This is a genomic window from Streptomyces sp. NPDC030893, assembly GCF_055571535.1.
Map to the genome: position 1 here is coordinate 536,828 of NZ_JBVIFC010000001.1, position 21,890 is coordinate 558,717.

Annotated in this window: 20 protein-coding genes; 15 read left to right on the forward strand and 5 right to left on the reverse strand. The window is 71.9% G+C overall.

Going from position 1 to position 21,890, the window contains the following annotated elements; all coding sequences use genetic code 11:
• The first annotated feature begins 2 nt into the window (after window positions 1–2).
• From ACZ434_RS02305 to holA, 3 genes are all read left to right on the forward strand, one after another.
• Window positions 3–884 carry a YceI family protein gene (locus tag ACZ434_RS02305; protein WP_468451783.1) on the forward strand — a complete coding sequence of 294 codons (882 nt, stop codon included), beginning with the start codon at window positions 3–5 and terminating at the stop codon, window positions 882–884.
• A gap of 25 nt (window positions 885–909) precedes the next feature.
• Window positions 910–1,155: a hypothetical protein gene (locus ACZ434_RS02310; protein WP_468450868.1), complete on the forward strand. Its 246-nt coding sequence runs from the start codon at window positions 910–912 to the stop codon at window positions 1,153–1,155.
• 96 nt (window positions 1,156–1,251) lie between these two features.
• Complete coding sequence (holA, locus tag ACZ434_RS02315; RefSeq protein WP_468450870.1) at window positions 1,252–2,244, forward strand: DNA polymerase III subunit delta; 993 nt, start codon at window positions 1,252–1,254, stop codon at window positions 2,242–2,244.
• 672 nt (window positions 2,245–2,916) lie between these two features.
• Here the strand turns inward: holA and rpsT are convergent.
• Window positions 2,917–3,183: a 30S ribosomal protein S20 gene (rpsT, locus tag ACZ434_RS02320; protein ID WP_030217867.1), complete on the reverse strand. Its 267-nt coding sequence runs from the start codon at window positions 3,181–3,183 to the stop codon at window positions 2,917–2,919.
• A gap of 255 nt (window positions 3,184–3,438) precedes the next feature.
• Here rpsT and lepA point away from each other — a divergent pair, with 255 nt between their 5' ends.
• Together lepA and ACZ434_RS02330 are read left to right on the forward strand one after the other, a co-directional pair.
• Window positions 3,439–5,307 (forward strand): translation elongation factor 4, encoded by a 1,869-nt coding sequence (gene lepA / locus ACZ434_RS02325; RefSeq protein ID WP_468450873.1) that lies wholly within the window; start codon window positions 3,439–3,441, stop codon window positions 5,305–5,307.
• A gap of 250 nt (window positions 5,308–5,557) precedes the next feature.
• Window positions 5,558–7,432, forward strand: a complete 1,875-nt coding sequence (locus ACZ434_RS02330) for an AMP-dependent synthetase/ligase (protein ID WP_468450875.1) — start codon at window positions 5,558–5,560, stop codon at window positions 7,430–7,432.
• A 120-nt stretch (window positions 7,433–7,552) separates the two neighbouring features.
• On the opposite strand, the gene ACZ434_RS02335 is transcribed toward ACZ434_RS02330, so the two are convergent.
• A complete protein-coding gene (locus ACZ434_RS02335; RefSeq protein WP_468450877.1) occupies window positions 7,553–7,747 on the reverse strand; it encodes a DUF397 domain-containing protein in 195 nt (64 codons plus the stop codon).
• A 21-nt stretch (window positions 7,748–7,768) separates the two neighbouring features.
• Window positions 7,769–8,533 (reverse strand): helix-turn-helix domain-containing protein, encoded by a 765-nt coding sequence (locus ACZ434_RS02340; protein WP_468450879.1) that lies wholly within the window; start codon window positions 8,531–8,533, stop codon window positions 7,769–7,771.
• Between the two features lie 226 nt (window positions 8,534–8,759).
• Here ACZ434_RS02340 and ACZ434_RS02345 point away from each other — a divergent pair, with 226 nt between their 5' ends.
• The 5 genes from ACZ434_RS02345 to ACZ434_RS02365 all read left to right on the forward strand — a co-directional run bounded on the left by ACZ434_RS02345 (window position 8,760) and on the right by ACZ434_RS02365 (window position 15,176).
• Window positions 8,760–9,233 carry an ATP-binding protein gene (locus tag ACZ434_RS02345; protein ID WP_468450881.1) on the forward strand — a complete coding sequence of 158 codons (474 nt, stop codon included), beginning with the start codon at window positions 8,760–8,762 and terminating at the stop codon, window positions 9,231–9,233.
• Between the two features lie 101 nt (window positions 9,234–9,334).
• On the forward strand, window positions 9,335–10,507 hold the full coding sequence (locus ACZ434_RS02350; RefSeq protein ID WP_468451785.1) for a UDP-N-acetylglucosamine--N-acetylmuramyl-(pentapeptide) pyrophosphoryl-undecaprenol N-acetylglucosamine transferase: 1,173 nt from the start codon (window positions 9,335–9,337) through the stop codon (window positions 10,505–10,507).
• Window positions 10,508–11,092: 585 nt separating this feature from the next.
• A complete protein-coding gene (locus tag ACZ434_RS02355) occupies window positions 11,093–13,237 on the forward strand; it encodes a SpoIIE family protein phosphatase (protein WP_468450883.1) in 2,145 nt (714 codons plus the stop codon).
• 27 nt (window positions 13,238–13,264) lie between these two features.
• Window positions 13,265–14,497: a radical SAM family heme chaperone HemW gene (gene hemW, locus ACZ434_RS02360; RefSeq protein WP_468450885.1), complete on the forward strand. Its 1,233-nt coding sequence runs from the start codon at window positions 13,265–13,267 to the stop codon at window positions 14,495–14,497.
• A gap of 100 nt (window positions 14,498–14,597) precedes the next feature.
• Window positions 14,598–15,176, forward strand: coding sequence for a Uma2 family endonuclease (locus ACZ434_RS02365; RefSeq protein ID WP_468450887.1), 579 nt, complete (start codon window positions 14,598–14,600; stop codon window positions 15,174–15,176).
• Here ACZ434_RS02365 and ACZ434_RS02370 read toward each other — a convergent pair.
• Together ACZ434_RS02370 and ACZ434_RS02375 are read right to left on the reverse strand one after the other, a co-directional pair.
• Window positions 15,154–15,966 (reverse strand): DUF3097 domain-containing protein, encoded by an 813-nt coding sequence (locus tag ACZ434_RS02370; protein WP_468450889.1) that lies wholly within the window; start codon window positions 15,964–15,966, stop codon window positions 15,154–15,156. The genes ACZ434_RS02365 and ACZ434_RS02370 overlap by 23 nt on opposite strands.
• A 34-nt stretch (window positions 15,967–16,000) precedes the next feature.
• Window positions 16,001–16,735, reverse strand: a complete 735-nt coding sequence (locus tag ACZ434_RS02375; RefSeq protein WP_468450891.1) for an MBL fold metallo-hydrolase — start codon at window positions 16,733–16,735, stop codon at window positions 16,001–16,003.
• A 162-nt stretch (window positions 16,736–16,897) separates the two neighbouring features.
• Between ACZ434_RS02375 and hrcA the strand changes: the two genes are divergently transcribed.
• The 5 genes from hrcA (at window position 16,898) to ACZ434_RS02400 (ending at window position 21,877) form a co-directional block, all read left to right on the forward strand.
• Window positions 16,898–17,914 (forward strand): heat-inducible transcriptional repressor HrcA, encoded by a 1,017-nt coding sequence (gene hrcA, locus ACZ434_RS02380; protein ID WP_468450893.1) that lies wholly within the window; start codon window positions 16,898–16,900, stop codon window positions 17,912–17,914.
• Complete coding sequence (dnaJ, locus tag ACZ434_RS02385) at window positions 17,914–19,053, forward strand: molecular chaperone DnaJ (RefSeq protein ID WP_468450895.1); 1,140 nt, start codon at window positions 17,914–17,916, stop codon at window positions 19,051–19,053. The genes hrcA and dnaJ overlap by 1 nt, the downstream gene beginning before the upstream one ends.
• 334 nt (window positions 19,054–19,387) lie before the next feature.
• Window positions 19,388–20,461: a nitronate monooxygenase gene (locus tag ACZ434_RS02390; RefSeq protein WP_468450897.1), complete on the forward strand. Its 1,074-nt coding sequence runs from the start codon at window positions 19,388–19,390 to the stop codon at window positions 20,459–20,461.
• The gene (locus ACZ434_RS02395) at window positions 20,458–21,204 is read left to right on the forward strand and encodes a 16S rRNA (uracil(1498)-N(3))-methyltransferase (RefSeq protein ID WP_468450899.1); all 747 of its coding nucleotides are present in this window, start codon (window positions 20,458–20,460) and stop codon (window positions 21,202–21,204) included. The genes ACZ434_RS02390 and ACZ434_RS02395 overlap by 4 nt, the downstream gene beginning before the upstream one ends.
• Before the next feature lie 175 nt (window positions 21,205–21,379).
• On the forward strand, window positions 21,380–21,877 hold the full coding sequence (locus ACZ434_RS02400) for a hypothetical protein (protein WP_468450901.1): 498 nt from the start codon (window positions 21,380–21,382) through the stop codon (window positions 21,875–21,877).
• Window positions 21,878–21,890: the final 13 nt, after the last annotated feature.

The window sequence follows — 21,890 nt, forward strand, 5'->3', positions numbered from 1 at the left end:
AGATGATCGGCCGCTGGCTGGAGAGCCGGATGCAGCGTGGGCAACGGACCAGTCCGCTGGCGGCGGTTCGGACGCCACCGCACGCCGGGGTGCTGAGCTGCCGGGTGCTCGACCCGGTGCACGAGCCCGTCCCGCAGGCCGAGTTCGCGGTCAGCGACACCATGGGGCGCACGGTGGTCAGCGGCGGCACGGACCCCTTCGGCTCCTTCGTGGCAGCCGTGCCGGCGGGGGAGTACCGGCTCGCGGTGTCCGCCGAGGGCTACGCGCCCTACCGGGCGTCCGTGGCCGTCGCCGAGGGGTCCCTGGCCACGCTGGGCGACGTGGCGCTCCAGGTGGCCGCGCCGCCCGAGCCGCCCGTGCCGGGTGACTGGGAGATCGACCCGACGCACTCCTCGATCGCGTTCACCGCGCGCCACATCGGGCTGGCCCGCGTCCACGGACGGTTCAACTCCTTCGCCGGGGCGATCCGGATCGGCGAGTACGTGGAACAGTCGGCGATGCACGTCGTGATCGACGCGGCGTCCATCGACACCAACGTGAAGATGCGCGACGACCACCTGAGGTCGGCGGACTTCCTGGACGTGGAGCGGTACCCCGCACTCGAGTTCTACAGCGAGCGCTTCACCCACCGCGGCGGCAGCCGGTGGGCGGTCACCGGGGCGCTGTCCCTGCACGGTGTGACCCGGACGGTGACGCTGGACACGGAGTACCTCGGCCTCGGCAACGGCGTGGAAGGCGAGCGACGGGCGGCCTGCCGGGCCACCACCGAACTGCACCGCGACGACTTCACGGTGAGCTGGCAGAAGATGCTGGCCCGCGGCATCGCGGTGGTCGGCCCCAGCATCCGCGTCGATCTCGACGTGCAGATCGTGCCGAAGGCCTGAGGCCGGGTGTCCGACAATGGCTGACGTGAGTGACGTCAGACATCTGCTCGTACTGCCCGACCGCGATGCCGCGGAGGAGGCCGTGGAGGCGCTCGGGGAGCGGTTCGCCCTCGCGGAGGAACCACGCGTGGTCCGGGACGCCCTGGCCGGCGAGGACGACGCGGAGGACGCCCAGTGGCTCGTCGTCCTGCGCGACGCGGAGCAACGGCTGGACCCGGCCCAGCTGGACGAGTTCGCGGCCCGCTGGGACGGCTGGCGCGAGGATCCCTAGCCGTTCCCTTCCCGCCGCCCCGCGAGGCGCCCGGCGCCGTGGACGTACGGCGGCGCGCGTACCCCGGTGTCAGTGGTGCGTGGGATGCTTGTCGCGATGGCCAGGAAGACCGCATCCGACGACCCCCTCGCCCCGGTGACGCTCGCCGTGGGCCAGGAGGACCTGCTGCTCGACCGTGCCGTGCGGGAGGTGGTGGCCGCCGCGAGGGCCGCCGACGCCGACACGGACGTCCGCGACCTGACGCCCGACCAGCTCCAGCCCGGCACCCTCGACGAACTGACCAGCCCGTCGCTCTTCGCGGAGCGCAAGGTCGTGGTCGTACGCAACGCGCAGGATCTGTCGGCGGACACCGTCAAGGACGTGAAGGCGTACCTCGGCTCGCCCGCCGAGGAGATCACCCTCGTGCTGCTGCACGCGGGCGGCGCCAAGGGCAAGGGCCTGCTCGACGCGGCGCGCAAGGCGGGGGCGCGCGAGGTGGCGTGCCCGAAGATGACCAAGCCGGCGGACCGGCTGGCGTTCGTGCGGGGCGAGTTCCGCACGGCCGGACGGTCGGCCACGCCCGAGGCGTGCCAGGCACTGGTCGACGCCATCGGCAGCGATCTGCGCGAGCTGGCCTCCGCGGTGTCCCAGCTGGTCGCCGATGTCGAGGGCACGATCGACGAGGCGGTCGTCGGCCGGTACTACACGGGGCGGGCCGAGGCGTCGAGCTTCACGGTCGCCGACCGGGCGGTCGAGGGACGCGCGGCGGAGGCCCTGGAGGCGCTGCGCTGGTCGCTGTCCACGGGAGTGGCCCCGGTGCTGATCACCAGCGCTCTGGCCCAGGGCGTACGGGCGATCGGCAAGCTGTCCTCGGCGCGCGGCGGCAGGCCCGCCGACCTCGCCCGGGAGCTGGGCATGCCGCCCTGGAAGATCGACCGGGTGCGGCAGCAGATGCGCGGCTGGACCCCCGACGGTGTGGCCGTGGCCCTGCGCGCGGTCGCCGAGGCGGACGCGGGAGTGAAGGGCGGCGGGGACGACCCGGAGTACGCCCTGGAGAAGGCGGTCGTCACCATCGCCCGCGCGGCCCGCTCCCGAGGCAGCCGCAACTGACGCCCCACGCCCGGCCCCACCCGGAGCCCAGCGGCACGGAACGCCGGAACCTCCCGGCCGGACCTGCCCGGAGCCCCCGGCGGGACCGGTCCTAAGGCCCGCGGCCGACCCCTGGAACCCGGCGGCAGGGAACGCCCGAAGCCTCCAGCCTCCCAGCTGGACCCGCCCAACGCCCCGCGGCCTGCCCCGCCTGGAAGCCGGTGGCGGGGAGCCCGGGGCCTCCCGGCTGGATCCGTCCGGAACTTCGCGCGGCCGGACCCGTCCGCAGCCTCCTGGCCGGACCCGCCGAACACCCTGCGGCTGGACCCTCTTGGAAGCCGGTGGCGCGGAGCCCCGAGCCTCCCGGCTGGGCCCGCCCGGAACTTCGCGCGGCCGGACCCGTCCGGAGCCCCCGGCCGGACCCGCTCACCCCCCTCGCGGCGAGGAACCCCCGAAGCCCTCGCCCGGCGACGCCCGCCCCCCGCCCCGGAACGCCCGACCCCCGCCCCGGAACACCCGAAGGCCCCGCCCCCCACCCCGGGGAAGGGTGAGGGCGGGGCCTTCGGGTGAAGCGGGTGAGCTCGTACCCGCGTGGCGAACGCAGGCCGCGTACGAGCTCGGGGTGCCGGCCGGGGGCGGATGAGAGAGGGCCCGCCCGGGGTCCCGCCGGCGGTCAGATCACAGAGCTGCTGTTCAGCCCTTGACGGCCGCGACCTTCGTAGCCAGCGCCGACTTCTTGTTGGCGGCCTGGTTCTTGTGGATGACGCCCTTGGAGACGGCCTTGTCGAGCTGACGCGCGGCGACGCGCTGGTACTCGGTGGCCTTCTCGACGTCACCCGCGGCGGCGGCCTCGCGGGCCTTGCGGATCGCGGTCTTCAGAGAGGACTTGACGGCCTTGTTGCGCAGCCGCGCCTTCTCGTTGGTCTTGTTCCGCTTGATCTGGGACTTGATGTTCGCCACGAATGAGCCTCTACAGGTTCTGGCACGGGGCCGCACGGGAGCCGCACGGATCCGGTACCGGGTGATTTCCAGAAGACGTGCCTCGCACCGAGAGGGCATGAGACACAGCCCCCCACGTTACCAGCGGCCCATTCGGTGGCCCAAACCCGTACCCGGTCGCCACCCGTGGGACCATGGAAGCTACGTATCGATCCGACCCGAGACCGCAGACGGACAAGCACACGTATGCGGACGCCTCAAGAATCAGGACCCTGCGTGCCCGCGATCCCCAGCCATGTGCCCGAGCCGAGCCGTACCGACCCGGCGCTGATCCGCAATTTCTGCATCATCGCCCATATCGACCACGGCAAGTCCACGCTCGCCGACCGGATGCTCCAGCTGACCGGAGTGGTCGAGCAGCGGCAGATGCGTGCTCAGTACCTCGACCGCATGGACATCGAGCGTGAGCGCGGCATCACGATCAAGTCCCAGGCCGTGCGCCTGCCGTGGGCCCCGACCCACGACAAGGGCAGCACGCACATCCTCAACATGATCGACACCCCCGGGCACGTCGACTTCACCTACGAGGTCTCCCGGTCCCTCGCCGCCTGCGAGGGCACGATCCTCCTCGTGGACGCCGCCCAGGGCATCGAGGCGCAGACCCTCGCCAACCTCTACCTGGCGATGGAGAACGACCTCACGATCATCCCGGTGCTCAACAAGATCGACCTGCCGGCCGCGCAGCCGGAGAAGTTCGCCGAGGAGCTGGCGAACCTGGTCGGCTGCGACCCGGACGACGTGCTCAAGGTGTCCGCGAAGACCGGTCTCGGCGTCGAGGCGCTGCTGGACCGGGTGGTCGCCGAGGTCCCCGCCCCGGTCGGCGTCAAGGACGCCCCCGCCCGCGCGATGATCTTCGACTCGGTCTACGACTCCTACCGAGGCGTCGTGACGTACGTCCGTGTCATCGACGGCCAGCTCAACAAGCGCGAGCGCATCCGGATGATGTCCACCGGCGCCACCCACGAGCTGCTGGAGATCGGCACCAACTCGCCGGAGATGCTGCCCGCCGACGGGCTCGGCGTCGGCGAGGTGGGCTATCTGATCACCGGTGTGAAGGACGTCCGCCAGTCCAAGGTCGGCGACACCGTCACCAGCCAGCACAAGGGCGCCGAGGAGCCGCTGGGCGGCTACAAGGACCCCAAGCCGATGGTGTTCTCCGGCCTCTACCCCCTCGACGGCTCCGACTACCCGGAGCTGCGCGAGGCCCTCGACAAGCTCCAGCTCAACGACGCCGCCCTGGTGTACGAGCCGGAGACCTCCGCCGCGCTCGGCTTCGGTTTCCGCGTCGGCTTCCTCGGCCTGCTGCACCTCGACGTGATCCGCGAGCGCCTGGAGCGCGAGTTCGGCCTGGACCTGATCGCCACCGCGCCGAACGTGGTCTACCGCGTGATCATGGAGGACGGCACCGAGCACACCGTCACCAACCCGAGCGAGTTCCCCGAGGGGAAGATCGGCGAGGTGTACGAACCGGTCGTGCGGGCCACCATCCTGGCGCCCAGCGAGTTCATCGGCTCGATCATGGAGCTGTGCCAGACCCGGCGCGGTGTCCTGCTCGGCATGGACTACCTCTCCGAGGACCGGGTGGAGATCCGCTACACGCTCCCCCTCGCGGAGATCGTCTTCGACTTCTTCGACCAGCTGAAGTCCAAGACCCGCGGCTACGCCTCCCTGGACTACGAGCCCACCGGCGAGCAGACCAGCTCGCTGGTGAAGGTCGACATCCTGCTGCACGGCGACAAGGTGGACGCCTTCTCCGCGATCACCCACAAGGACCAGGCGTACGCGTACGGCGTACGGCTCGTCGCCAAGCTGAAGGAGCTGATCCCGCGGCAGGCCTTCGAGGTGCCCGTGCAGGCGGCCATCGGCTCCCGTGTCATCGCCCGCGAGACCATCCGCGCCATCCGCAAGGACGTCCTCGCCAAGTGCTACGGCGGTGACATCTCCCGTAAGCGGAAGCTGCTGGAGAAGCAGAAGGAAGGCAAGAAGCGGATGAAGATGGTGGGCTCGGTGGAGGTCCCGCAGGAGGCCTTCATCGCCGTGCTCTCCAGCGACGAGAGCGCGGGATCGGGCAAGGCCAAGAAGTAACCGGGGGTTACCGCGGGTCACTCCGCGAACCGGGCGGAACGGGGGCCCGTCGCACGTCGGTGCGGCGGGCCCCCGCGGGCAATTCGGGTAGCCCTCTGTATGAAGTAACAGGCCGTGGCCCCTTACGCCGAGGCCGGTCGGCCTTTACTCTGTCCGTGCTCGATAGTTACTCGCGAGTTAAACAACGACGCGAGGAAACCCCAGCCGCACTGAGCCAGCCGCCGCACCGTCGCGGGCCCCGGAGGATGTCGTGAGCAACACACAGGCACTGATCGAGAACCGACCGCCGACCCTGGCGGCCCTCTTCCTGGAGCGTGTGGCGGCCACACCGGACGCCGAGGCCTACCGCTACCCCGTCCCGCCGGCCTCCGGCCAGGGCCCGGACGACTGGAAGTCCCTCACCTGGGCGGGCACCGCCGAGCGGGTCCACGCCATCGCGGCCGGCCTGATCGAGCTGGGCGTCGAGCCCGAGCAGCGGGTCGCGCTCGCCTCCTCCACCCGCGTCGAGTGGATCCTCGCCGACCTCGGCATCCTCTGCGCGGGCGCCGCCACCACCACGATCTACCCGCAGACCAACGCCGACGAGTCCGCCTACATCCTGTCCGACTCGCAGAGCCGGGTGCTCATCGCCGAGAACGCCGAGCAGGCCGCCAAGGCGGTGGCCAAGCGCGCCGAGCTGCCCGAGCTCATCCGCGTCGTGGTCGTCGACCCGGCCGGCGCCGACACGGACGACTTCGTGATCACCCTCGCCGACCTGGAGAAGCTCGGTGCCGCCCGGCTGCAGAAGGAGCCGGAGGTGATCAAGGAGCGGGTCGCGGCGATCACCAAGGACCAGCTCGCCACCCTCATCTACACCTCCGGCACCACCGGCCGCCCCAAGGGCGTACGCCTGCCGCACGACGCCTGGGCCTACATGGCCAAGGCGATCCCGGCGACCGGCATGGTCCACGCCGACGACGTGCAGTACCTGTGGCTGCCGCTCGCCCACGTCTTCGGCAAGGTGCTCATCTCCGGCCAGGTCGAGGCCGGCCACGTCACCGCCGTCGACGGCCGCGTCGACAAGATCATCGAGAACCTGCCGGTGGTCCAGCCGACCTACATGGCGGCCGTGCCCCGCATCTTCGAGAAGGTCTACAACGGCGTCGCCGCCAAGGCGAAGGCCGGCGGGGGCGCCAAGTACAAGATCTTCCAGTGGGCCGCCGGGGTCGCCCGCGAGTACGCCAAGGTCACCCAGGACAACTTCCGCCGCACCGGCACCGCGAGCGCGCCCTTCGGGCTGAAGACGAAGCACGGCATCGCCGACAAGCTCGTCTACGCCAAGATCCGCGAGGCCTTCGGCGGCAACCTGCGCGCCTGCATCTCCGGCTCCGCCGCCCTCGCCCCCGACATCGGCTACTTCTTCTCCGGCGCCGGCGTCCACATCCTCGAGGGCTACGGCCTCACCGAGTCCTCCGCCGCCTCCTTCGTCAACCCCGGCGAGGCCTACCGCACCGGCACCGTCGGCAAGCCGCTGCCCGGCACCGAGGTCCGTATCGCCGACGACGGAGAGATCCTGCTGCGCGGCCCCGGCATCATGCAGGGCTACCACAACCTGCCCGACAAGACCGCCGAGGTCCTGGAGGAGGACGGCTGGTTCCACACCGGCGACATCGGCGAACTCTCGGCCGACGGCTACCTCCGCATCACCGACCGCAAGAAGGACCTCATCAAGACCTCCGGCGGCAAGTACATCGCCCCCGCCGAGGTCGAGGGCCAGTTCAAGGCCGTCTGCCCCTACGTCTCCAACATCCTGGTCCACGGCGCCGACCGGAACTACTGCACCGCCCTCATCGCCCTCGACGAGGCCGCCCTCACCGCCTGGGCCGCCGAGAACGGCCTGGCGGGCAAGCCGTACGCGGAGATCGTCGCCGCCCCGGCCACGGTCGAGATGGTCGACGGCTACGTCAAGCAGCTCAACGAGGGCCTGCAGCGCTGGCAGACCATCAAGAAGTTCCGCCTCCTGCCCCGCGACCTCGACGTCGAGCACGGCGAGATCACCCCGAGCCTGAAGCTGAAGCGCCCGGTGGTGGAGCGCGAGTACAAGCACCTCATCGAGGAAATGTACGAGGGCGCGCGCGAGGCGTGAGCGTCACGGTGTGACTGTGCGGGGCGGGGGCCCGGGCCGGCATGGACCCGGGCCCCCGCCCCGAGTCGTCTCCGGTGCCGGACCCGGAGCCGTCCGGGGCCGGCGGAGTTGCCTGCTCGCTCACTCCACCGCGGCGAAGGCCATGAATACGGTCCAACTGTCCCCCTGCACCGAGAGGTGCGGCCGGTGCACGTCCTTGGAGTCACGGACATGGACCACAGTGGTGTCGACTGCGACCTCCACGCACTCGCCCCCCTCGTTGCCGCTGTAGCTGCTCTTGCGCCAGACGAGTTGTCGAAAGCTCTCAGCACTCATCGTCGGTCTGCATCCTCTCGATCAAGGCAGAGACTCTCGCGGAGTGAGTGCCTGGGCCCTGATGCTGCCGTAGCGTGCGGCCAGAATACGGACCTCGTCCGTGTCCGTAGCCAGACGTGCGACGGCCTGTACTTCCGTGTACCCCACCTGAGGCCTTCCTCTTGGCGTCAGCAAGGTGAAAGAACCGCCCATGCAGGCGTGCTCGGACCGGTCCGTGGGCATTACCTGCAACTCAACTGCGCGGAGCCGCCCGAGTTCGAGCAGCCGGGTCAGCTGCTCTTTGTGGACCTCTGGGCCGCCGATCGGCCGACGGAGCACTACCTCTTCGATCACGGCGGTCACCATGGGCGGGGGCCATTCGGTCAGGATGTGTTGGCGGTCCATCCTTGAGGCCACTCGCTGTTCGATGGTCTCCTCATCCAGAAGAGGCTTGCGCATTTCGTACAGCGCGCGGGTTCGCCGCTCGGTCTGGAGCAGCCCGGGAACGTCATGGTTGTTGTAGAAGTTGACCTCAACCGCTTCCGCTTCCAACCGTGCATAGTCCCGGAACCAAGCCGGGTGCCGGACCCGCGCACGCGCCTTGGCCCGTGCCACGTCCTCCTTCGTCGCCTTCAGCAGCCCACCCGCGTCGAGCAGGTCGTCCGCCGCGTCGAGGAACTCGGGCTGGGGCGTTCTGCGGCCACGTTCCAGGGACGAGACCTGGTCCTCGCCGTAGCCCAGCCGGTCGCCCAACTCCTTCTGGGTCAGGCCGGCGCGTTCCCGCAGGAGTTTGACCTGTCTGCCCACGGCCCGGTTCAAATCAATGAGACCGTCCGCGTCCTCCGGGGGCTCGGGGCGGCCTTCGGTTTCGTTCTGACGGGGCCCCGATGACATCACGCATCCCCCAACTCACCTGCCCACCGCCCGGTTACTCCCGTCAGCACGGACACGCAACCGTCAGCGGCGGTACAGGCAGGTGCCGTACCGATGGTTCCTCTGGTCAGCGTACGACCGCACGGACACGCTCTGTCACATGACGTACGAAATCCGTGACAGTCCCTGTCTGCCCCGCCGGCTTCCCGCTCCCGCCCCGTTCCGTCAGCAGTTCAGCTCGACCGGACGCGGCGCACGGCTTGCCCGCCTCCTCGCGGCACAGCAGTTGGCGGACTGGGGGTGGGCCAGGGGCGGCGAATCTCTGGAGGCGGCCGAACCGGTGGTAGGCGAACTTGCCGCGAACGCGGTCACTCACGGCCGTGTGCCCGGGAGGGACTTCCTTCTCACGATGACGCTTGTCAGGGCCGCGGAGGGAGGCTTCGGCACCCTCAGGATCGAGGTCGCGGACAGCAAGGGGGAAGGGCTGCCCGTCCCGACGCCGGAGCCCCGCCCGGACGGCGAGCACGGCCGTGGGCTGGTCCTTGTGAGCGCGCTCGCGGCCCGATGGGGCGTCGTGACCCGGTCGCCCTCGGGGAAGACCGTCTGGGCCGAGTTGCCGAGTCAGCCGGAATGAGGCGGCGCGCGTCTCCACCCTGATCTCACGTCTCACCAAGCTTGACCACCGGGCGACTGCATGGCACAGGGAAGCTCCCTCCAACCACTAGGGTGCTCGGCGTGAACACCGCTTCTCGACCTCCGGCTGCCTTCCGCCTGATCGTCACGGGAGGAGGCACCGGCGGTCACACCTATCCCGCTCTCACCGCGATCCGCGCCTTGCGGGCCCGCCTGGCTGCCGACGGCCGCACGCTCGACGTGCTGTGGATCGGTACCGCAGAGGGTCTGGAGGCGCGGGTCACCAGCGCGGAGGGCATCCCGTTCACGACGGTCGCCACAGGAAAGATCCGGCGATCCTCGAACCCGTTGAAGATGGTGTCGCCCGCCAACGTACGTGACATGGCGCGCGTTCCGCTCGGAGTCGCCCAGGCGCGCAAGGCGGTCGGCGCGTTCCGGCCGGACGTCGTGCTCGCAACGGGCGGATACGTAGCCGTGCCGACCGGGCTGGCCGCCCGTGTGTGCAGGGTCCCGCTGGTCCTGCATGAGCAGACGGTGAGGCTCGGCCTCGCCAACCGCAAGCTGGCGGGTTCTGCCACACGGATCGCGGTGTCCTCGGAGTCGAGCCTGCCGCTCCTTCCGGAGCGTGCGCGTTCCGTAGCGGTGGTCACCGGCAATCCGGTGCGGCCGGAGATCCTGGCCGGGCACCCGGACAAGGCCGTGACCGCGTTGGGCCTGCGGTTCGACCGCCGCCTGCCCACGGTGTACGTCACTGGCGGGGCCCAGGGCTCGCAGCAGATCAACGACGTGGTCGGCGGTGAACTGCCGTGGCTGCTGGAGCGCGCCAACGTGGTGCACCAGTGCGGCCCTGCTCACCGTGAGGCGCTGTCCGCCCGCGTGGGTGGGCTTCCGGCCGCTCTCGCTGCCCGGTACCACCTCACCCCGTTCGTCGGTCCGGAGCTGCCTGATGTGCTGGCACTGGCTGATCTGGTGATCTCGCGCAGCGGCGCGGGTACGCTCGCCGAGCTGACCGCCCTGGGCAAGCCCGCGGTGTTCATTCCACTCGCCTCCGCGGCCGGCGACGAGCAGGCGCACAATGCCCGGCACCTCGAGGAGTCCGCCGCGGCGGTCGCGCTCCTCGGCGAGGTCACCGGCGGCCACCTCCGCGAGGCAGTGGGCCCGCTCCTCGGTGACGCGGTGCGCCGGGAGGCGATGGCGGCCGCGGCAAGGGCGCATGGACGCCCGGATGCCGCGGACAGGCTCGTGGACGTGCTTCTGTCCGCCGCATCCGGGTGACCGGCCCTCCGGGGAGGGCGAGTCAGGTGATACGGCCGTCGACGTGCAGGGCGGTGCCCGCCTCGATCATCACGGCGCAGTCGTGGAACGCGGCGTCGTCCTGGCCCATCGGGTCCGGGAACGCTGGATCGCCGACGCCCGCCCGGAGCGGTCCATGAGGCAGTCCGCGGTGAACTCGACGCCCCGCAGCCGCTCCTGTACCAGCGCGTCCGGAACCAACTTCTCCAGCAACAGGGCGTGTGCTGTTTCGTCGCCTCCCCCTGTCGGCCGGGCTCCCGTATTGGCAGTCTGAGGGCGTCGCCCTGGTCATCGTGGTGCCCGCACGGGAGGAGAGGAGCGCGGGCAGGCCCGCGGCTGGAGGTGCCTTGGCAGCGTGCTTCATGGCCGGGACGTTTGCGTCACGTCGGCAGGACCATCGCTGTCCGCAACGAAGTGGCTTTCTGACCGTTCTCGATCGCGCGCGGCGCACTGTTCCCGTTCCGGCTGTCCACTTCCGTAACTCCTTGCTTATGGGTGGGGCCTGTCTGTCACCCTGTCGGCAGCGATCGTGGTCTCTATTCGTACGAGCTGCCCGGGGAGCCGCCCATGCGGGCCATTCCGACCCAGCGGGAGTCCGCCACGTGCGCCTCCGACGCGCGGGGGTGCGCGCGGGTGGAGGCGACCCTGTCCGGAAGCCCCCTCGCGCCCGGTTCCGCGCGGGCGCTGCTGCGCAAGGCGCTCGCCGAGTGGGCGGAGCTCGCGCTGCCCGGCGCCGCCCACCTCACCGGCCGGGTCGGCGACGACGCCACGCTCATCGCCAGCGAACTGGTCACCAACGCCGTCGTCCACGCCGGTACCGAGGTGCGCCTGGCCTGCGGGCTGGAGCAGGAGACCGGCGCGCTCGTCGTCGAGGTCTCCGATCAGCACCCCTCCCGGGCACCGCGCGGCGGCGAACCGGAGGCGGCGGCGCTGGAGGCCCCCGAGTACGGGCGCGGCCTGCGCCTGGTCGCCGCGCTCTCCGAGGCCTGGGGGATCACCTACCGCCCGGGCAGCAAGACCGTGTGGGCCCGGCTGCCCACCGGCGAGTACACGGCCGGCGAGCGGGGCGACACCTGTGCGCGGGACCACCCGCCGGCCCACGACCTCAGGGTCGCGGAGTTCCTCGCCCCGGACCCCCTGGACCCGCTCGCCGCCCGCGGTGTGCCCGGACACCGGGAGGGCCCCGTGGGCCGGGACACCTGGCTGGCCGGCTCGTACGGCGACGACTGGCTCGCCCGCCGCGACGGGCACGACGGCACCTGGCTGGGGCGTGGCGCCCTGTCCTTCCTCGCCGAGGCCTCCGACCTGCTCGCCGGGCAGCTCGACGAGGACCTGGTCGCCTCCCTCACCGGGCAGCTGATCGTGCCCCGGCTGGCGGACTGGTGCGCGGTGTGGCTGGAGGACGAGACCACCGGCCACGGCGGCCACGAGGACGGGCCCCGCCTCGCGCGGGTCTGGCACGCCAGTGAGAACCGCATCGAGGCCCTGAGCCGCGCCCTCCGGCACAACCCGCCCGCCCCCGGCGACCCGCTGCTCCCGGGTCCCGTCCCTTACTCCTGGCCGGGCGCGGCAATGGGCGGTCCCTACGACGGGGCGGACGGGGCGCCGGAGGGAACGGACCGGGTGCCTGACGGGCGGGACGGTGGGCTCGGGGGGTCCGGTGAGGCGTCCGACGGGCCGGGCGGGAGGGCCCGGAAGGCGGACGGTGTTCCCGCCGGCGGTGGGCCCCGTGTTCCCGCCGGTGAGGCGTCCGGCGCCGCCCTCGCCTACCGGCTCGTCGCCGGCGGGCGTCCCCTCGGCACGCTGGTGATCGGGCGGGGCGGGATCGAACGGTTCCCCGACGAGATCACCGGGCTCGTGGAGGACCTCGGACGGCGGGTCGCGCTCGCCATCGGGGCCGCCCGCCAGTACTCCCGCCAGGCCACCATCAGCGCCGTGCTCCAGCGCGGCCTGCTGCCCGGCGCCGTCGCCGAGATCCCCGGCGTGCGCAGCGCCCTCGTCTACGAACCCTGCGACAAGGGCGGCCCGAGCGGCGACTTCTACGACCTCTTCCCGGCCGGCCAGGGCCGCTGGTGCTTCGCCGTCGGCGACGTCCAGGGCAAGGGCCCCGAGGCCGCCGTCGTCATCGGGCTCGCCCGGCCCTGGCTGCGGCTGCTGGCCCGCGAGGGCTACCGCGTCGCCGACGTCCTCGACCGCCTCAACCAGCTCCTCCTCGACGACGCCACCGAGGCAGCCGACGCCGCCGCCCGCGCGCTGGTGGCGGCGGGAGCGCGGCCGACCGCCCCCGGCGACGGCCCCCAGACCCGCTTCCTCTCCCTCCTCTACGGCGAACTCGTCCCCTTCGCCGGCGGGGTCCGCTGCACCCTCGCCTCCGCCGGCCACCCCCTGCCGCTCCTCCTCGACCCGGACGGCTCCGTCCGTACCGTCGCCCAGCCGCAGACCCTGCTCGGGGTCGTCGAGGACGCCGCGTACACCAGCGAGACCTTCGAGCTGTACTCCGGCGACACCCTCCTCTGCGTCACCGACGGAGTCACCGAGCGGCGCTCCGGCACCCGCCAGTTCGACGACGGCGACGGGCTCGCCATGGCCCTGTCCGGGTGCGCCGGGATGGACGCCGAGCCGATAGCGGAACGGATCACGCAGCTCGTGCACGAGTTCGGGGCCCGGCCGCCCGCCGACGATCTCGCCCTGCTGGTGCTCCAGGCCGAGTGAGGCGGCGGGTGCGGGACAATGGAGCACATGCCTTCCGCACTCCCCGACGGCGAGCCCGTCCCCGCCGACGGCGCGCTGCCCGCCACCGCGCTCGCCGGGGCCGCCGACCGCCCCCTCGGCTTCTACCTGCACGTGCCGTACTGCGCGACCCGCTGCGGCTACTGCGACTTCAACACCTACACCGCGACCGAGCTGCGCGGCACCGGCGGCGTCCTGGCCTCCCGCGACAACTACGCCGGGACACTCGTCGACGAGGTCCGGCTGGCGCGGAAGGTGCTCGGCGACGACCCGCGCGAGGTCCGTACGGTGTTCGTCGGAGGCGGTACGCCCACCCTGCTCGCCGCCGACGACCTCGTACGGATGCTGGGCGCGATCCGGGAGGAGTTCGGCCTGGCGGCGGACGCCGAGGTGACGACGGAGGCGAACCCGGAGTCGGTCGGCCCGGCCTATCTGACGGCCCTCCGCGAGGGCGGCTTCAACCGGATCTCCTTCGGCATGCAGAGCGCCCGGCAGCATGTGCTGAGGATCCTCGACCGCACCCACACCCCCGGCCGCCCCGAGGCCTGCGTCGCCGAGGCACGCGCGGCCGGCTTCGACCACGTCAACCTCGACCTGATCTACGGCACACCGGGGGAGTCCGACGACGACTGGCGGGCGTCCCTGGACGCGGCGATCGGCGCGGGGCCGGACCACGTCTCGGCGTACGCGCTGATCGTCGAGGAGGGGACCCAGCTCGCCCGCCGCATCCGGCGCGGCGAGGTGCCCATGACCGACGACGACGTGCACGCCGACCGCTACCTGATCGCCGAGGAGATGCTGTCGGCGGCGGGCTTCGACTGGTACGAGGTGTCCAACTGGGCCACCTCCGACGCCGGGCGCTGCCTGCACAACGAGCTGTACTGGCGCGGCGCCGACTGGTGGGGCGCGGGCCCCGGCGCCCACTCCCACGTCGGCGGGGTGCGCTGGTGGAACGTCAAGCACCCGGGCGCGTACGCGGCGGCACTGGCGCAGGGGCGGTCGCCGGGGGCGGGCCGCGAGGTCCTGTCGGACGAGGACCGGAGGGTGGAGCGGATCCTGCTGGAGCTGCGGCTGCGGGAGGGCGTACCGCTGTCACTGCTGCGGGAGGACGGACTGGCGGCTTCGCGACGTGCACTCGCGGACGGGCTGTTGCAAGAGGGTCCGTACGGGGCGGGGCGGGCCGTGCTGACACTGCGCGGACGGCTGCTCGCGGACGCCGTGGTCAGGGACCTGGTGGACTGATCACTCGGCGGAGTGAATCACTGCGGAACGCGGATTCGGTCCCTAACCTGGTTCGTAGGCTGCCGCCGAAAGGACGCGGCGGATGTGGAGGGCCACGGAGATGACCGCTGTGGACGAGCGTGGGATGACCAGGTTCTTCGAGGAGTTCGAGCCTCCCGAGGGCGTCAGGGTCGAGCTCCTCCGGGGGGAAATCGTGATGATGGCCGGCCCCGATCTTGTGCACAACATGATCGTGGAAGACGTACTGGACCAGATCCCGCGCAAGCAGTGGGCCCGGCTTCAGACCCAGGACGTCGACATCATCGACGAGGCCAGCGAACCCGTGCCGGATCTGGTGGTTCTCCGTCGCGACGCGACACCCGAGTCCGGGCGCCTGCTGTCGTCCGAGGTGATCGCGCTGGTGGTCGAGGTGGTGACCAGGACCAGCGTCGTGCGCGACTACATCGTCAAGCGGTCGATCTACGCCGCGGGCAGGATCCCCGCCTACCTCGTCATCGATCCGATCATGGCGCACTGTGTGCTGCTCACGCTGCCCGTCGGGGAGGGTGACGACGCCGACTACCAGGCGCAGCTGAAGCTCGACTTCGGGGATCGGCTGCCGCTCGACATGCTGGGCATCGGCCTGGACACGGCCGAGTTCGGCACCTTCCCGGGCGTCAAGCCCCACCGCTTTCCGTGACGAAGTCGATCAGCTCCTCGACGCGGCCCAGCAGCTGCGGCTCCAGGTCCTTGTACGAGCGGACCGAGCCGAGGATCCGCTGCCACGCCTCGCCCGTGTTCGCCACGCGCCAGCCCAGCGCCGCGCACACCCCCGTCTTCCAGTCCTGCCCCCGCGGCACCCGGGGCCAGGCCTCGATCCCCACCGACGCCGGCTTCACCGCCTCCCACACGTCGATGTACGGGTGGCCCACCACCAGCGCGTGCTCGCTCGTCACCGCCTCCGCGATGCGCCACTCCTTCGAGCCCGGGACCAAGTGGTCCACCAGGACACCGAGCCGCGCGTCCGAACCCGGCGCGAACTCCGCCACGATCGACGGCAGGTCGTCCACGCCCTCCAGGTACTCGACGACCACCCCCTCGATGCGCAGGTCGTCGCCCCACACCTTCTCGACCAGCTCCGCGTCGTGCCGCCCCTCGACGTAGATGCGTCCCGCGCGGGCCACCCGTGCCCGCGCGCCGGGGACGGCCACCGACCCCGATGCCGTACGGGCCGGCCTGCGGGGACCGGAAGCGGGCCGGACCAGCGTCACCACGCGGCCCTCCAGCAGGAACCCGCGCGGCTCCAGCGGGAACACCCGGTGCTTGCCGAAGCGGTCCTCCAGGGTCACCGTGCCCGCCTCGCAGCGGATCACCGCGCCGCAGAACCCGGTGCCGGGCTCCTCCACCACCAGGCCGGGCTCGGCCGCGACCTCGGGAACCGGCTGCGGCTTCTTCCACGGAGGGGTCAGATCGGCGGAGTACTGGCGCATTCTGACGACGATACGAGGATCCCGCCGCCGACGATCAGTCCGACACGCCGAAACGGGCCGCCAGGGCGTCGCGTTGCGCCCGGACGAACGCCGCGTCCACCACCGCGCCATGCCCGGGGACGTACCGCGCGTCCTCGCCGCCCAGCTCCAGCAGCCGGTCCAGCGCGGCCGGCCACCGCTCCGGTACGGCGTCCGGGCCGGCCTGCGGTTCGCCGGACTCCTCGACCAGGTCGCCGCAGAACACCACCTCCGGGTCACCGGGGACGAGCACCGCGAGATCGTGGGCGGTGTGCCCCGGGCCCACGTTCGCCAGCAGCACCTGCCGGCCGCCGTCCAGGCCGAGGTCGAGCGTCCACTCGCCGGACACCACGTGCCGGGGCACCACCAGCGCGTCGACGGCCTCCTCCGCCACCCGCGCGTCCAGCCCGTGACCCACCGCGTCCGCCCGCAGCTCCTCCCGCCCGCGACCCGCGAGCACCGTCTCCACGCCCACTGCCCCGAACACCTCCACGCCCGCGAACGCCGCCGCCCCGAGGACGTGATCGAAGTGGGGATGGGTGAGCGCGAGATGCGTCACACGGCGGCCGGAGAGCGCCTGCGCCTCGGCCCGCAACCGTGCGCCCTCGCCCAGACCGGAGCCCGCGTCGACGAGCAGCACACCGCCCGCCCCCACCACGAGCCCCGCCGTGCAGTCCCACACCGGCAGCCGGCACCGCCCCACCCCGGGCGCCACTTGCTCCCATCCCGACTCTTCCCAAGTCACGGTCATGCCGCGACGCTATCGGGGACGACCCCGCCCGGCGCGACGGCGCGGGACCGGCCTTGCCCGGGGCGTACCCCCCGGCCGTACACTGGGCCGGGGAAGTCTGGCACTCGCGTGCGAAGAGTGCCAGAGACGTTACCGGGCGGAAGGCTACTGGAGGTGTGCGCGATGCTCAGTGAACGCAGGCTCCAGGTGCTGCGCGCCATCGTCCAGGACTATGTGGGCACCGAGGAGCCCGTCGGCTCCAAGGCGCTGACCGAGCGGCACAACCTCGGCGTCTCCCCGGCCACCGTGCGCAACGACATGGCGGCCCTGGAGGACGAGGGCTTCATCGCCCAGCCGCACACCAGCGCCGGGCGCATCCCCACCGACAAGGGCTACCGGCTGTTCGTCGACAAGCTCGCCGGTGTGAAGCCGATGACCGCGCCCGAGCGGCGCGCCATCCAGAACTTCCTCGAGGGCGCCGTCGACCTCGACGACGTGGTCACCAGGACCGTACGGCTGCTGGCGCAGCTCACCCGGCAGGTCGCCGTCGTGCAGTACCCGTCGCTGACCCGCTCGACGGTGCGGCACGTGGAACTGCTGGCGCTCGCGCCCGCGCGGCTGATGCTGGTGCTGATCACGGACACCGGCCGGGTCGAGCAGCGCATGGTCGACTGCCCGGCGCCGTTCGGCGAGGCGTCCCTCGCGGACCTGCGGGCGAGGCTCAACAGCCGGGTCGCCGGCCGCAGGTTCACCGATGTGCCGAGTCTGGTGGAGGATCTCCCGGAGGCCTTCGAGGCCGAGGACCGCGGTACGGTCTCGACGGTGCTCTCCACTCTCCTGGAGACGCTCGTCGAGGAGAACGAGGAACGGCTGATGATCGGCGGCACCGCCAATCTCACCCGCTTCGGACATGACTTCCCCCTGGTGATCCGGCCCGTCCTGGAGGCGCTGGAGGAGCAGGTCGTGCTCCTCAAGCTGCTCGGCGAGGCCAAGGATCCGGGCGTGACCGTCCGTATCGGTCACGAGAACGCACACGAAGGACTCAACTCCACGTCCGTCGTGTCGGTCGGCTACGGTTCGGGCGGCGAGGCTGTCGCCAAGCTCGGCGTGGTCGGACCGACCCGCATGGACTACCCCGGAACGATGGGAGCGGTACGCGCAGTGGCACGGTACGTCGGACAGATCCTGGCGGAGTCGTAGTGGCCACGGACTACTACGCCGTACTCGGCGTGCGCCGCGACGCGTCGCAGGAGGAGATCAAGAAGGCCTTCCGGCGGCTCGCCCGCGAGCTGCATCCGGACGTCAACCCGGATCCGAAGACCCAGGAGCGGTTCAAGGAGATCAACGCCGCTTACGAGGTGCTGTCGGACCCGCAGAAGAAGCAGGTCTACGACCTCGGCGGCGACCCGCTCTCGCAGGCGGGCGGCGCCGGCGGCGCGGGCGGCTTCGGGGCCGGCGGCTTCGGCAACTTCTCCGACATCATGGACGCGTTCTTCGGCACGGCGTCGCAGCGCGGGCCGCGCTCGCGCACCCGCCGGGGCCAGGACGCGATGATCCGCATCGAGGTCGAGCTGGACGAGGCCGCGTTCGGCACGACCAAGGACATCCAGGTCGACACGGCGATCGTCTGCACCACCTGCAGCGGTGAGGGCGCCGCGCCCGGCACCACCGCGCAGACCTGTGACATGTGCCGCGGCCGCGGTGAGGTCTCGCAGGTCACGCGCTCCTTCCTGGGCCAGGTCATGACGTCCCGCCCCTGCCCGCAGTGCCAGGGCTTCGGCACCGTGGTCCCGACCCCGTGTCCGGAGTGCGCGGGCGACGGCCGGGTCCGCTCCCGCCGCACGCTCACCGTCAAGATCCCGGCCGGTGTCGACAACGGCACCCGGATCCAGCTCGCGGGCGAGGGCGAGGTCGGCCCCGGCGGCGGTCCCGCCGGTGACCTGTACGTCGAGATCAACGAGCTTCCGCACCCGACCTTCCAGCGGCGCGGCGACGACCTGCACTGCACGGTCACCATCCCGATGACCGCGGCGGCCCTCGGCACGAAGGTGCCGCTGGAGACGCTGGACGGCATGGAGGAGGTCGACATCCGGCCCGGCACCCAGTCCGGCCAGTCCATCCCGCTGCACGGCCGGGGCGTCACCCACCTGCGCGGCGGCGGCCGGGGCGACCTCATCGTCCACGTCGAGGTCCAGACCCCGACCAAGCTCGACCCCGAACAGGAACGCCTGCTGCGCGAGCTCTCCAAGCTGCGCGGCGAGGAACGGCCCCAGGGCCAGTTCCAGCCTGGGCAGCAGGGGTTGTTCTCGCGGTTGAAGGACGCCTTCAACGGGCGCTGATTGTCTGGTGCCGGGGGTGTTGGGTGCTGCCGGGGGTCCGGGGGTCGTCCCCCGGGTGAGCACAGTCAGCCTGGGCAGCAAGGGCTGTTCTCGCGGTTGAAGGACGCGTTCAACGGGCGCTGATCGTCTGGTGCCGGGGGTGTTGGGTGCTGCCGGGGGTCCGGGGGTCGTCCCCCGGGCGGGCACAGTCAGCCTGGGCAGCAGGGGCTGTTCTCGCGGTTGAAGGACGCGTTCAACGGGCGCTGACGTCCGTCCCGCTGGGCCGGGAAAAGTGGCTTATGCCAAGGGGAAGGGCGGATTCGGACTGGGGCGGTGGACGTGACAACATGCGGTCATGTCCTCCGTACCGACCGATCTCTTCCCGCACCCGATCGTGCAGGCGCCGATGGCGGGCGGTGTCGCCGTGCCGCAGCTCGCGGCCGCCGTGTCCGAGGCGGGCGGGCTCGGTTTCCTGGCCGCCGGGTACAAGACCGCGGACGGGATGTACCAGGAGATCAAGCAGCTGCGGGGACTGACCTCACGGCCGTTCGGCGTCAACCTCTTCCTGCCCCAGCCGGAGACCGCCGATCCCGCCGCGGTCGGCGTCTACGCCCACCAGCTGGCCGGTGAGGCCTCCTGGTACGAGACGGAGCTGGGCGATCCCGACAGCGGGCGCGACGACGGCTACGACGCCAAGCTGGCCGTCCTGCTGGACAACCCGGTACCGGTCGTGTCGTTCCACTTCGGTGTGCCGACCCGCGAGGTACTGGACTCCCTGCGCCGCGTCGGCACCTTCACCCTGGTCACCGCCACGACGGCGGAGGAGGCCCGGGCGGTGGAGCGGGCCGGCGCGGACGCGGTGATCGCGCAGGGCGTCGAGGCCGGCGGCCACCAGGGCACCCACCAGGACGTCCCGGAGACGGACGGCTCCGGCGTCGGACTGCTGTCCCTCGTCGCCCAGGTCCGTGAGTCCGTCGGCATCCCGGTCGTCGCCGCCGGCGGCATCATGCGCGGCGGTCAGATCGCCGCCGCGCTCGCGGCCGGGGCCGCCGCCGCCCAACTCGGTACGGCCTTCGTCGCCGCCCACGAGTCCGGCGCGCACGCCCTGCACAAGCAGGCCCTCACCAGTCCCCTGTACGTCCGCACCGAGCTGACCCGGGCCTTCTCCGGCCGCCCGGCCCGCGCCCTGGTCAACCGCTTCCTGCGCGAGCACGGCCCGTACGCGCCCGCCGCCTACCCCGACGTCCACCACCTCACCGCACCCCTGCGCAAGGCCGCCGCCAAGGCCGGTGACGCGCAGGGACTGGCGCTGTGGGCGGGACAGGGCCACCGGATGGCCCGCGAGCTGCCCGCGGGGCGACTGGTTGAGGTCCTCGCCGCCGAACTGGCCGCCACCCGGACAGCGTTGTCGACGGGAGGTGCCCGATGACCGCGCCGGTGTTCGTCGTCGACGGCTTCGACGCGGCGGCCGGGGATGACGGTCGGTACGTACTCGACGGGCCCGAGGGGCGGCACGCCGTCTCGGTGAAGCGGCTGCGGGCCGGTGAGGGCGTCGTCCTCACCGACGGGGCCGGCCGCTGGGCCGAGGGCGAGGTGGAGGCCGCCGAGGGCAAGGACCGGCTGGTCGTGCGGCTCGGCGAGGTGGTCGAGGAGCCGGCGGAGTCGCCCCGGCTGACGGTGGTGCAGGCGCTGCCGAAGGGCGACCGGGGGGAGGTGGCCGTGGAGACGATGACCGAGGTCGGGGTCGACGCGGTCGTGCCGTGGGCGGCTTCCCGGTGCATCACGCAGTGGCGGGGCGAGCGGGGGGCGAAGTCCCTCGCGAAGTGGCGGGCGACGGCGCGGGAGGCGGGGAAGCAGTCGCGGCGGGTGCGGTTTCCCGCGGTCGCGGACGCGGTGACGTCGAAGCAGGTTGCCTCGCTTCTCGCCGAAGCGGAGTTCGGGGCGGTGCTGCATGAGAGCGGGGCGCAGCCGCTCGCTACGGCCGAACTTCCCGTCTCGGGGGACATCGTGCTGGTCGTCGGGCCCGAAGGGGGCGTCTCTCCGGAGGAGTTGGCGTTGTTCGAGGCGGCGGGGGCGGGGGTGTACCGGCTGGGGCGGAGTGTGCTGCGCACGTCGACGGCGGGGACGGCTGCGGCGGCGCTGCTGCTGGGGCGGACGGGGCGGTGGTCCTGACCTGGGGTTTTTCGCCCCCGCCGCCCCTTCCCGCCCCGTCCCGTCCTGGGGCTCCGCCCCGGACCCCGCTCCTCAAACGCCGGAGGGGCTGATGCGGCGGGGTCCGGGGGCGAGGCACCTACGTGGCCGTATGCGCCCTACCGGTCCCACCCCCGACGGTGGCAGTCTGCCGTGCATGCGGGCGTTGAGCAGGATTCCGTGCATCGTACTGGCCGTCGCGGCAGCCGTCGGCGGACTCACCGCGTGCGAGGGCACCGGCGGCCTCGGCTCCGCCGCCGTCGCGTTCACCACCGACGGGGCCGTGACCAAGGAGCTCAACCGGCAGAAGGCACAGGTGCGTTGGCTCAGCTGCACCGCGTCCTACGAAGACAGGGCCGCCGCCGTCGACTGTCAGGGCGAGACCCAGGACGGCAAGGAGATCACCGTCACCGGCAGGGTCACCCACGCCGTCAACGGCGCCTGCGTACGCGGGAATCTCACCGCGAAGGTGGACGGGAAGCAGATGTTCCGGGTCGACGGACTCGGCGACTGCGACGACAAGAGCCCGCCCCCCGTGGGCGAGCCGACGCGCCGCGGCCCCGACGACGGCCCCGACCCCACCGTCACCGTGACCGTCACGACGACCGTGTGGTGCGACCAGTACCCCTCCTGTCGCCCCGTCGAGGGCAAGTGATCGGAACCCCTGT

Bases quoted from the DNA above. Each gene is read 5' to 3' on its own strand.
- ACZ434_RS02370 (WP_468450889.1), bottom strand. From the start codon at position 15,966: ATGCGCCAGTACTCCGCCGATCTGACCCCTCCGTGGAAGAAGCCGCAG.
- ACZ434_RS02305 (WP_468451783.1), top strand. From the start codon at position 3: ATGATCGGCCGCTGGCTGGAGAGCCGGATGCAGCGTGGGCAACGGACC.
- holA (WP_468450870.1), top strand. From the start codon at position 1,252: ATGGCCAGGAAGACCGCATCCGACGACCCCCTCGCCCCGGTGACGCTC.
- ACZ434_RS02390 (WP_468450897.1), top strand. From the start codon at position 19,388: ATGTCCTCCGTACCGACCGATCTCTTCCCGCACCCGATCGTGCAGGCG.
- ACZ434_RS02375 (WP_468450891.1), bottom strand. From the start codon at position 16,735: ATGACCGTGACTTGGGAAGAGTCGGGATGGGAGCAAGTGGCGCCCGGG.
- ACZ434_RS02400 (WP_468450901.1), top strand. From the start codon at position 21,380: ATGCGGGCGTTGAGCAGGATTCCGTGCATCGTACTGGCCGTCGCGGCA.
- ACZ434_RS02335 (WP_468450877.1), bottom strand. From the start codon at position 7,747: ATGAGTGCTGAGAGCTTTCGACAACTCGTCTGGCGCAAGAGCAGCTAC.
- ACZ434_RS02345 (WP_468450881.1), top strand. From the start codon at position 8,760: ATGACGTACGAAATCCGTGACAGTCCCTGTCTGCCCCGCCGGCTTCCC.
- hemW (WP_468450885.1), top strand. From the start codon at position 13,265: ATGCCTTCCGCACTCCCCGACGGCGAGCCCGTCCCCGCCGACGGCGCG.
- hrcA (WP_468450893.1), top strand. From the start codon at position 16,898: ATGCTCAGTGAACGCAGGCTCCAGGTGCTGCGCGCCATCGTCCAGGAC.
- ACZ434_RS02355 (WP_468450883.1), top strand. From the start codon at position 11,093: ATGCGGGCCATTCCGACCCAGCGGGAGTCCGCCACGTGCGCCTCCGAC.
- ACZ434_RS02395 (WP_468450899.1), top strand. From the start codon at position 20,458: ATGACCGCGCCGGTGTTCGTCGTCGACGGCTTCGACGCGGCGGCCGGG.
- ACZ434_RS02365 (WP_468450887.1), top strand. From the start codon at position 14,598: ATGACCGCTGTGGACGAGCGTGGGATGACCAGGTTCTTCGAGGAGTTC.